Here is a 10,201-nt window from a genome sequence, read left to right as displayed (position 1 = left end):
ACTTAGTGACAAGTAAGGCGAGAAGTGTTCAAGGCTATTTAGCAGGAATTTATGCATCTTTATGTGCGTATCAGGTTTGTCATAAGAATAAGCCGAACATTCGAATCATCGGTGCTTCGGCTTAAACAGGATTCGGGTTAAACAAGATTTTGCTTAAATACATTTATAAATCAAATAATGTTTGGAACAATCCGACTCTATAAATATGAAATTATCATTTTAATACAGACAGTTTTTATGACTTATAGGTCTTCATATTAGTACTCTATTTTCAGGAAAATAACGTTTTATTCGCTACCGTAATCTTGTATCAAATCGCTTTTCACCAATACAAGTGAAAGACTTTTGAACGTCAAATAATGAAATTCTGTGCAATGAATCAACTCAAACATGAATAATTCTTGATTCATGTTTGAGTTGATTCATTTTATTTAAAAGAGCTTCCTTACATATAATTCATGATCAGGATCTTTATACTTTTTATATAAAATCTTTTTTTTGGAGCAAAAAAGATGATCTTTTATTTAAAAATTTTATTTAAATTCATCATCATGCTAAAAGCACATTAATCTATATTCATTTTTAGTATTTTAATCCCAGCTTAAATGTCATTACAATTTCATATTCTGACCAATTTAACATTCAAACAAAAATACAAAAGCCTAAATTCATAACTTATATCTTACTTATATTTTAACCACGCGATTTGCTGATCTACAATCTGTTATCCAATTCTCATTCCACCAAACATATTTAATAATGATAATCATTATTGATTAAAGATTAAATATAGATATAATCAAATTTTATATTTTGTTTTGGGGATTTATTTTGACTAAACACTTACTCCACCTTTGTATATTGAGCTCAATATATAGTACAACATATGCAAATGATCACGTTCTCCCAACCATTTCTACTCAGGCAACATCAGATCAGTATTACTCTTCTCAATCAAGCTCTGCAACACGTACACAAACCCCTATTCGAGATACTCCACAAGAAATCATTGTCATTCATAAAAATGCGTTAGATGACATTCAAGCCACTCGCTTATCAGATGGATTAGATTTAGTGGGTATTGGTCGAAGTAATAATTTTGGAGGACAAGGATTAACTAGCTATACCGTTCGTGGCTTCACGAGTAGTGAGTATTTTAAAAATGGCTTTCCTATTAACCGAGGATATCCTAATGCACCTGATCGTCAAACCATTCAACGTATTGATGTTCTTAAAGGGCCTGCTGCAACACTGTATGGAAGAACAGATCCCGGAGGTACATTTAATATGGTCAGTAAATCCCCAAATGCTCAAAGAGCAACAGAAATAGGGATTTTATTAGACAATGAAGGATTAATAAGAACCAGCTTAGATACAACAGGACCATTAACACAAACGTTAAACTACCGTTTCAATGGCCTGATAGAAAATGGAGATACCTACCGCGATGATGTTAAAACAAAGCGATGGAATATTTCACCTGTCATTGAATGGAAACCTTCAGAACAAACAAAGGTTATTTTAGAGACTGATTTCTTAAGAAACAAACACCCATTAGATCGAGGCTTTACAAGATATTCTGGACAAAGTAATCAACATTTTGATTCAAGTCGCTATTGGTGGGAATCAGGGAAAGATAGAAATTCTCTAACCAATAATAATGATATGTTACAACTTCGCTTAGAACATGACATTAATCCAAATTGGAAAATTAATCTAGGAGGACAATATTTAAATGGAGATTTACAAGGTTATGCCGTAGAAGCATATGGCTTAAAACCCAATACCAATGGTCAGGTCATTACACGTAATTATAATTGGCGACGTTTGTCTTGGCAGGATAAAGATCTTCAATTCAATATCACAGGCCAATTTAATCTTTTTAATATGCAACATACACTCATCACGGGTGTAGAATTTGAGAAATATAGTTATCGCTCTTTTATTATTCGTTCAGCAAGAAGTGCTGCTTTTGATTTAAATGTTAATCAACCTCTACTTGGTCAACCTTTACCTGCCTTAACCAATATCACATCAAATGATCATGAAACACTCAACAGTCAAGCCTATTTTATTCAAGATCAGATTACGCTGTCTGCACCATTAAAGGCACTGTTAGGGTTACGCTATGAACAATATAAAAATAACTATTCAAATGCACTGACATCGTCTGGATGGAGTACAAAAGAACGTGCTTTCACGCCTCGTTTTGGACTAAATTATGCGTTGAATGATGCGTTAAATATATATACAAGTGTGAGTAAATCATTCAAACCCAATACAGGATCTGATCGTTTTGGTCGAGGCTTTACACCTGAAACAGGTATTTCATATGAAATAGGTTCAAAATGGCAAGCCATTCCCAATCAGCTCAGTATTGATGGAACAATCTACTACACCCAAAAGAAAAATGTGCTGACATTAGACCCGATGGATAATACCAAATCTGTTGCCGCTGGAACGGTTGAGAGTAAAGGATTTGATTTTAATATTACAGGCTACTTAACAGAGCGATTAAAAGTCATCGGAAACTATGCCTATGTAGATGCCTCTGTGGATCAAGACAATAGTTTAAAAAAAGGAACTCGTCTTGCCAACATTCCTAAAAATAGTTTAAATATACTAACAATCTACGATGTTTCATCTCAAGTATTGGATGGATTAAGTATAGGTATTAATCAACATTTTATAGATAGACGTAAAGGTACCACAGCCAATGTCAGTTATGATATGCCTGCCTATGCGACGACAGATTTGTTAGCAACTTATAACATGTCTAAAAACTTAAACTTCAATTTAAGTATTAAAAATATTTTTAATAAAAAATATGACAGTAGTGGCTTTAACATGTATGTGTACCCAGGACAAGGTACAAATGCGCAATTAAGTGCAAAATATACATTTTAAAGCATGACTCTATACCCCATCTATCTAGGATAGATGGGGTATTTTGTTTATAACACTTATAAAACGTTGCTATACCACTTCAATATAGGCGCAGCTCGATATATAGATAAGCCTTTCATATGATTTGTATGAATAATATGAAAGGCTTATCTATAGGTATTCCAACCCGAACCCTGTTTAAGGAATTAAATTAAGCTACTGTTTTGTACGTTTTTATATAAATAAATGCTTTCCTTTACAGTCTAATATAACGAATAGACCAATTTCCCTTAAAAAAAGAGTATAGGCTACATAATTTATGTATTTGATCAAAATACCATAAGTAAATAATTTCAAAATAAAAGCTTAAACAGGATTCGAATTATTCTATACTTTTTAATTGTATAGGTTTTTCAGCAATTTAATAATATATATTAGACTGAGAAAATCTAAAATAAATTTATGTTTTTATTTTAGTGCAAAATAAATTAGCAACTTTAATTTCATAAAAATCTTGTCACAGATTTTTCGTTCATTTTTGGACCATATAAACAAAAAACATCTATTTTTATTGTTCTTTAATTTTATCTTAAAGTTACAGCTTTACTTGAAACGAAAAAAAGGTTTTATAAGTCATTAAAGCTTATAAAACCTTTTTAAAATTTGGTAGGCATATCCAGATTTGAACTGGAGACCTCTACGATGTCAACGTACAAACAATCAATTAAAAACAGTATCTTATAAAATAATGTCGTTTATTTGTCGTTACTTGAGGCTTTTAATAAATAATGACCGCTACCTTTTTTCTAGCTGTATGGCCCTTTTTTAGCATATATGATCTATTAATATCTAGCCATTAAGAAAAATAATGTAAGACTATAACTTATTTTTTTTATTAGCTCTAATGTCATCTAACCGATTCTTTAAGGGAAAATAGACAAAACATACAAAAATTAAGAAGGTACAACAAAGTATTGGTAGTATTTCAAAAGTTTTACCATTCATAGTATTAAAAACTTGGCCAAATATAGTGATGCCTAAAAAAATGCTAAAGAATATGATTCCTTTTCTCCTAGACTTTTGTTGTTGAATTTTATTCATAGTAAATTTCTCAGTAGAACTCAAAGGGTAAATGAAAATTATTATCATATGTTATATGGTGTATATTTTCTATGTAAAGCAATATTTAATCTGAATATTATTGAAGGATAGATTCAAGATGCTACAGGATTGTGCTGATATAGTTGATGGTTAGAGGTGGTGAAAAATTAAACACCTAGTAATATTGCTTAAAATTTAGAGCTAATTATTTACATTAAAACTTTAACTTCTATATCGTGAAGCCCTAGAATGTTTAACAATTGATATAAAATCTAAATGGACACACAATTGAAAAAATTAGAGCATGCACTGAATAATTTAGAATACATTCATGATAAAGAGTACAACAGTGTATATTTAGATCCAGATCATTATTCACCAGGTTATATATGCGCTTTAGCTGCCTATGTAGATAAACATCAAATTCTAGAAAAAAACTTTGATACCGACTCTCATAACATGAGTTATTTAAAGACAATAGGCTTTCATGAAAGTCTATGGAAAACACATCAGAAACCCTATAGAACTAACTGTGGAAAAAATTATTCGCCACTTATACCATTAAAGGATATGAGTGATGTTAATAATGCGACAACCACAATTAACGGTTGTATTAGGAATTTATTGGGAAATCACAAACACACCACAGGAATCTCCTTGTTGTTTAATGTTATTGGCGAGCTAAATGATAATGTTTGGTCTCATGGTAAATTTACTGGCTATTCCATGGCTCAAAAAACCTTTGTGCCAAATACTCAAAAAACTGACTCTTACATTGAATTCGCACTTGTAGATAGAGGGATAGGATTTCTTGCTGAATTAAATAGAATAAAAAGTAAAATTAAGTCACACAGCGAAGCTATAGCTTGGTGTATTAAAGAGGGAAACTCAACTAAACATAGTGACAATGTTGACACTTGGACGCAAAGACTCCCTGATGATCATGTTGGTAATGATCCTATGTGTGGTTTCGGTGGAGAAGTTCCAGAAAATCACCACCAAGGATTAGGGTTAGGCCATCTCATAAAATTAATAAAACAATACAACGGTGAACTACAACTTTGTACGGGGGATAGCCTATATAAAGTATATGAAAATGGATGTGAAGAATATAAGACAACAAAATATCATTGGCAAGGAGTAGCAATATCGTGTAGATTTAAATCATCTAACCTTTTAAGAAACATCAAAATGGAAGGTGATAAAGGTAATAAAGATCTATTTGATAGATTAAGGAGCATTAGCAAATGAATTTCGCATCATATAGCTTACCACGTGGTGATCTTGCTTCTAGGGGTGCTGCTATCCCACTCCGTCAAGAAATCGAAAAGTCACTACATACATGTAAGCGACAAAGAATTAAAATAAACTTTAAAAACGTAAACTCAATCTCTGAATCATACGCAGATGAATTGTTTGGCGTATTAGTAATAAAATATGGTATAGATCAATTTTTTGAGCGTATGGAATTAATTGATGTTGATGATTTTGTTTTAGCAAGTATAGCTAATGTAATTGATAGGCGTACTAGATCAATGAGTAATCCAAGTTAATTACCTATCAAGTTTGTACTTGCAATTATAAGAAATTCTAAAACTTTAATTTTTCTGCATCAGCTTCGTGTCCGTCAGCTGCTTCTGCCATTTTTCGATATTCTGTGACGCACTGATCGAATACGTTTGAGAGCGTTTTGGTATATTCATCACTGGCTTCTCGAGTAGCTGTGGACAGACGTTGGTTTGCAGTGGCAAGTTGCTTTGACAAGCTGTTAGCATGAGACTCAGCAATACGAGCATCACTGGATATTTGTTTGATCTTTTCACTATAGTTTCTCTCTGCTGTAAGTGCTTTATTTGCATACTCTTGTTCAATCTTTCGTGTATTAGCTTGTGCTTGTACGTTTGCTTCAGTGTGTTTCTGCACATAGTTTGCATGTTCAAGCTTCTGTTCTTGCAGTTTGATTTCTTTATGATTTACGACAATCAACGCAAAAACTAATAAAAAAGCGAGTAATACGATTAAGCACTCTCGCCAAAATTTTAAAATCAGTAATAAATAGGTCATATTTTCATACCATAACTTTAGAAAAAAATATGCAGTTTAAGCTGCTCTTACTATCTATCTAACTTATTGTTTAATAATAAATTACTAATTTAGTTATTCACCCCCATGCATCGATCAATACGCCATTTCTGCCGATTCCAAACACCTTTACATTTTGAGTTAATACGACAATCTACTTTTGTGCTATGCGGTGGCACACGACTAAATCGCCAATTCGATAATGATTGACATGCTTGCACATACTGCCCTGCTTTTAAGTGCTTGAGCATGGATGATTGCATCCAAGCGTTAATGCCGTACTGATATACAAAGTCGGCATATAAATCATATTCAACTTGAGAAATCTTGACGTTTTGAAGTGAGTTATTGAACGGTGCTCGGTGTTTTGTGATATGGGCCTTTAAATAACGTAAGGCTTCTTTTTCTGAAATAGGCTTATCTGTCATTTTGATTTTCGTGCCATCTGGCTTGATTGTAGATCCGTTACCTTGGGTAATCACTCCACCTGGATCTCGGTAAGGTTTTGATCTGTACCCTTCATGCCCTGCTGTATTCTTCAACCCCTCTTGGCTAACATCTTTAATATATGTTGTGGCTACTGGAATACCAGTAAGCCCGACTGCCCCTAGAATAGATCCAATAACAAGGTACTTATTCTTGTCCATGCCATTTGCCCTCCAACATTAATTTAATTTTTTGTTTTTGTAGTTCAGTTTCACGCTTATGTTGTTGATGCTTGTAATACCAATTCATGACGAAACTAAAAACGGTAAAAGCAAGACTTACCAGAGCAACAAACAGTAAAACTTGTGCAACAAAATCTAGTTTTGAAATCGCTGAAATAATCCCCGCCCCAGTGCTTGTATATGCACCAACTTGAGTGGTTTTGTTTGTAAATACGGTACTGGCGGTGTCTAATAGTTGTTGCTGATCTGTCATGTCGTTCTCTTTTATTAAATTTAAATATAAAAAAAGCACCCGAATTGGGTGCTAAATCTGTTTCGATAGATTATTTAATTGAAAAACTTTCATCATATTTCGGAATATAGGCAATGACAGCACTCAAAGATATGCCTGCATAAGCATTGATATCAATGGTACTAAATACGCTTTGCATCTCAAAAGTATAACCATCTTTAACAATAGTGACACAACGGGTCGTACGTGTTGTACCGCTACCACCATCATTGACAAATGTGTCCTCATCACTAGCAAAACCACTGAGTAGAACAAACATACGGTCACTCGGTAGTGATGTATCTAAAGTTAGTTTTACAATTTCTCCTTTTAATGGCACCTTAACAACTGTAATTACAGTAGGTATTTGCATCAAATGTCGGTCACCAAAAGTAATTTCATTCTGCTCTGTTCTAAACTCAATAAATCTATTGGGTTTATTCAAAATAGTGTTTGTTGAAGGTGCTGATGTTGCCACAATTATATTTGAGCCAAAAAAGCTAACCAATGAACCCCCTAGTAAAGCTAGCGGTCTATTATCACTAGGCTTAATCCAAAATGCTCCACTATTTGGGGTTGATGTGATCTTTTGCACTTGGTATAAACGATCTCGGTTACTCTCTCCATACCTGCGAAAAAGGGTGCCATACCATGATGCATTCACACTAACTGGATAGCTTTGTAGTCGCTCAAGTACTAACTCTTCACGACATATCACGATAGGCACAGTATCTTTTGCAAGAAGTGGACGTACTCTATTTTTCTCAGTGATATTAAATGTAATACTCATAATGAAAAAACTCCTACTTTCACTGCTGTATCCGTGAGTTTTACTGTATTTTCTTCTGTTTGTAAGTAGAGTAAGTAGTTCGTTTCTACTAAAAAATCAGGGTGTAATACAAAGTGAGTACCCAAGACCAAATCATCAACCCGAAGTCGATATATATTAAATTCATCTGCAGTACTTAATGGAGTAAATTGACGCATATCAAGTGTTAACTCAGCATAAAAACTTAGTAGCGTGTGAACACTAGAATCAAAGATTAGTTCATTATCGGTATTGCGTAACTCTAGTGCACCCATTATTCGATTCCTATTTTGATTCCAACTACGCCATTGGGATAGCGCATCTCTATTTTTTTACCGTTTTGATACATTGTAGAGCCATCACTCGCTGTAGTAGTGAATTCTCCAAAGTTAGCTGTCAAAGCACTTAAACTCTCTGCATTAATCTTACTTGCATCAATTTGACCGATATAAGCACTATCTAAATACAGACCTTTTGGAATGACAGTACCATTCGGCAAAGTGGTTGCTGTTGAACGATATACAAAAGCATAAGCCGGTGTTTGATCATCTGCAGTTACTGGTGGTGCAATCGCAAAGGTATTTACACGCCAAATCGCATCTACTGTTTTACTGTTATTCTCAATCGCAACACCACCAATCACATTACCAGACTCAAGCTTTAAACTTGCACGTGCAGTTAAGCCATCAATTGATGTTTGCTGTGATTGAATCGATGCTGTGTGATTGCCCACAGTCGTTTGAATCGTACTCACTTGATTCGCTGTTGCACCTTGTGCAGTTGTCAGCGTATCTACTTTGGTTTGCACAGTCGCAATCGTAGTATTGGCCGTATTGGCTTTATTCAGCGCATCATCAGCGGTACTTTGCGCTTGTGCAGCTTTGTTTTCAGCTGAAGCTTGTGCAGCATCTGCTTTATTTTTTGCATCTAAAGCGGCTGCTGCAATCGCTGCTGATTGTGCTGCAGTGGCTTTATCAGACGCATCATTTGAGGCAGATGCTTTTGCTGCGTCCGCTTGTGCTTTAGCTTGTGCATCTGCATAAGTTTTTGCAGCTAACACCGCTGCGTCTGACTTTTGCTGTGCATCTAAAAGTGCCTGATTTGCTGTGCTTTGTGCAGTTGCCGTTGCAGACTGTACAGTATTGATCAAGGTTGATTGCGCTTGGTCTGCATCAGATCGAGCTTTTGCCTCCTGTTGAATTGAAGATGTATTTGAGCCAACTTGTGCTTGCAACGTGGTAATTTGCTGACTTAAAGCACTATCCGCACTCGCACGTGCAGTTTGCTCTGATTGAATCAGTGCTGAATTACTCGCGACTTGTGCTTGAGTGACATCAATGCGTTGGCCAAGTGCATTATCACCATCTGCTTGAGCAGATTGAATCGTCCATGAAGATGCTTCATTGCTTGTACTATCAACAGTAAGTAAAGTTGAATCTGCTGTAACCGGAGTCACTTTGGCATACACACCATCTAACTTCTCAGACTGTGCTTTTTGCTGTGTCGAAAGTGTTTTGATCGACTCTGTTGCCCCTGCCACTGCACTGTCATTTTGTGACTTATAATCAGTTAATGCTTTAGCATTCGCTGAATCTGCTGTTGCACGTGTTGTTTGCTCATTCACAATTGCTGCAGCATTACCATCTGTTTTAGCAGAAATGGTATCAATACGCTGACCTAGTGCATTATCAGCATTGGCACGTGTACTCGCTTCTGTACTAATCAATGATTTCGCATTGTCTGCTGTACTTTGTGCGGTATTGATTTGCTGTGTTAAAGCACTGTCTGCATCACTACGCGCTTTTGCCTCCTGTTGAATTAGAGATGCATTATTTGCAGTATTCGCAGAAATGCTATCAATACGCTGACCCAGTGCTGAATCTGCATTTGCACGTGCTGTTTGTTCAGATTGAATCAATGTTTTATTGTCATTAACACTTACAGATACAGTGTCAATCCGTTGCCCTAAAGCTTGATCTGCATTTGCACGTGTACTCGATTCACTTTTAATCAATGTTTGTGCATTGTCAGCCGTACTTTGTGCAACATTTACCGCTTGAGTTAAAGCACTGTCTGCATCAGATCGTGCTTTTGCTTCATTAGTGATTGATGCAGTATTACCATTCACAGTCGTTGAAAGTGTATCTATACGAGTTGCTAAAGCTGAATCTGCAGTTGCACGTGCTGTTTGTTCCGACTTGATCAAAGCTGAATTACTTGCAACATTCGCTTGAGTGACATCAATGCGTTGGCCAAGTGCATTATCACCATCTGCAACAGCAGATTGAATCGTCCATGAAGATGCTTCATTGCTCGTACTATCAGCCGTAAGTAAGGTTGAATCTGCTGTGATGGGTGTCACTTTTGCATACACACCATCTAGCT

8 protein-coding genes and 2 pseudogenes are annotated in these 10,201 nt (G+C 35.3%); 4 read left to right on the top strand and 6 right to left on the bottom strand.

All coding sequences use genetic code 11. The annotated features are described in order from the left end of the window. The 4 genes and pseudogenes from I2F17_RS12620 to I2F17_RS11690 form a co-directional block, all read left to right on the top strand. A pseudogene (locus tag I2F17_RS12620) lies at window positions 1-125 on the top strand (IS982 family transposase); the annotation flags it as partial. A gap of 703 nt (window positions 126-828) precedes the next feature. Continuing rightward, window positions 829-2,907 (top strand): TonB-dependent siderophore receptor, encoded by a 2,079-nt coding sequence (locus I2F17_RS11700; RefSeq protein ID WP_407926571.1) that lies wholly within the window; start codon window positions 829-831, stop codon window positions 2,905-2,907. A 1,368-nt stretch (window positions 2,908-4,275) separates the two neighbouring features. Continuing rightward, window positions 4,276-5,238, top strand: coding sequence for a hypothetical protein (locus I2F17_RS11695; protein ID WP_211140063.1), 963 nt, complete (start codon window positions 4,276-4,278; stop codon window positions 5,236-5,238). Continuing rightward, window positions 5,235-5,540, top strand: a complete 306-nt coding sequence (locus I2F17_RS11690) for an STAS-like domain-containing protein (protein ID WP_211140062.1) — start codon at window positions 5,235-5,237, stop codon at window positions 5,538-5,540. Before I2F17_RS11695 ends, I2F17_RS11690 begins: the two co-directional genes overlap by 4 nt. A 37-nt stretch (window positions 5,541-5,577) precedes the next feature. Here I2F17_RS11690 and I2F17_RS11685 read toward each other — a convergent pair whose 3' ends face one another. From I2F17_RS11685 to I2F17_RS11660, 6 genes and pseudogenes are all read right to left on the bottom strand, one after another. Beyond that, the gene (locus I2F17_RS11685) at window positions 5,578-6,051 is read right to left on the bottom strand and encodes a hypothetical protein (protein WP_211140061.1); all 474 of its coding nucleotides are present in this window, start codon (window positions 6,049-6,051) and stop codon (window positions 5,578-5,580) included. Window positions 6,052-6,140: 89 nt separating this feature from the next. After that, window positions 6,141-6,716, bottom strand: a complete 576-nt coding sequence (locus I2F17_RS11680) for a glycoside hydrolase family protein (protein WP_211140060.1) — start codon at window positions 6,714-6,716, stop codon at window positions 6,141-6,143. Next, entirely contained in the window at window positions 6,703-6,990 is a 288-nt protein-coding gene (locus I2F17_RS11675; RefSeq protein WP_211138910.1) for a phage holin family protein, read from the bottom strand. Before I2F17_RS11675 ends, I2F17_RS11680 begins: the two co-directional genes overlap by 14 nt. A 70-nt stretch (window positions 6,991-7,060) precedes the next feature. Beyond that, a complete protein-coding gene (locus I2F17_RS11670; RefSeq protein ID WP_211140059.1) occupies window positions 7,061-7,798 on the bottom strand; it encodes a hypothetical protein in 738 nt (245 codons plus the stop codon). After that, window positions 7,795-8,091 carry a hypothetical protein gene (locus tag I2F17_RS11665; protein ID WP_211140058.1) on the bottom strand — a complete coding sequence of 99 codons (297 nt, stop codon included), beginning with the start codon at window positions 8,089-8,091 and terminating at the stop codon, window positions 7,795-7,797. Before I2F17_RS11665 ends, I2F17_RS11670 begins: the two co-directional genes overlap by 4 nt. Next, a pseudogene (locus I2F17_RS11660) lies at window positions 8,091-10,201 on the bottom strand (TipJ family phage tail tip protein); the annotation flags it as partial. The pseudogene I2F17_RS11660 and the gene I2F17_RS11665, both read right to left, overlap by 1 nt.

This window comes from Acinetobacter baretiae, from assembly GCF_015627105.1.
Classification (GTDB): domain Bacteria; phylum Pseudomonadota; class Gammaproteobacteria; order Pseudomonadales; family Moraxellaceae; genus Acinetobacter; species Acinetobacter baretiae.
This window is presented reverse-complemented; position numbering and strand designations above follow the sequence as displayed.

Excerpts from the sequence above, each read along its gene's own strand:
- I2F17_RS11690 (WP_211140062.1), top strand. The coding sequence starts at position 5,235 with ATGAATTTCGCATCATATAGCTTACCACGTGGTGATCTTGCTTCTAGG.
- I2F17_RS11685 (WP_211140061.1), bottom strand. The coding sequence starts at position 6,051 with ATGACCTATTTATTACTGATTTTAAAATTTTGGCGAGAGTGCTTAATC.
- I2F17_RS11670 (WP_211140059.1), bottom strand. The coding sequence starts at position 7,798 with ATGAGTATTACATTTAATATCACTGAGAAAAATAGAGTACGTCCACTT.
- I2F17_RS11675 (WP_211138910.1), bottom strand. The coding sequence starts at position 6,990 with ATGACAGATCAGCAACAACTATTAGACACCGCCAGTACCGTATTTACA.
- I2F17_RS11680 (WP_211140060.1), bottom strand. The coding sequence starts at position 6,716 with ATGGACAAGAATAAGTACCTTGTTATTGGATCTATTCTAGGGGCAGTC.
- I2F17_RS11665 (WP_211140058.1), bottom strand. The coding sequence starts at position 8,091 with ATGGGTGCACTAGAGTTACGCAATACCGATAATGAACTAATCTTTGAT.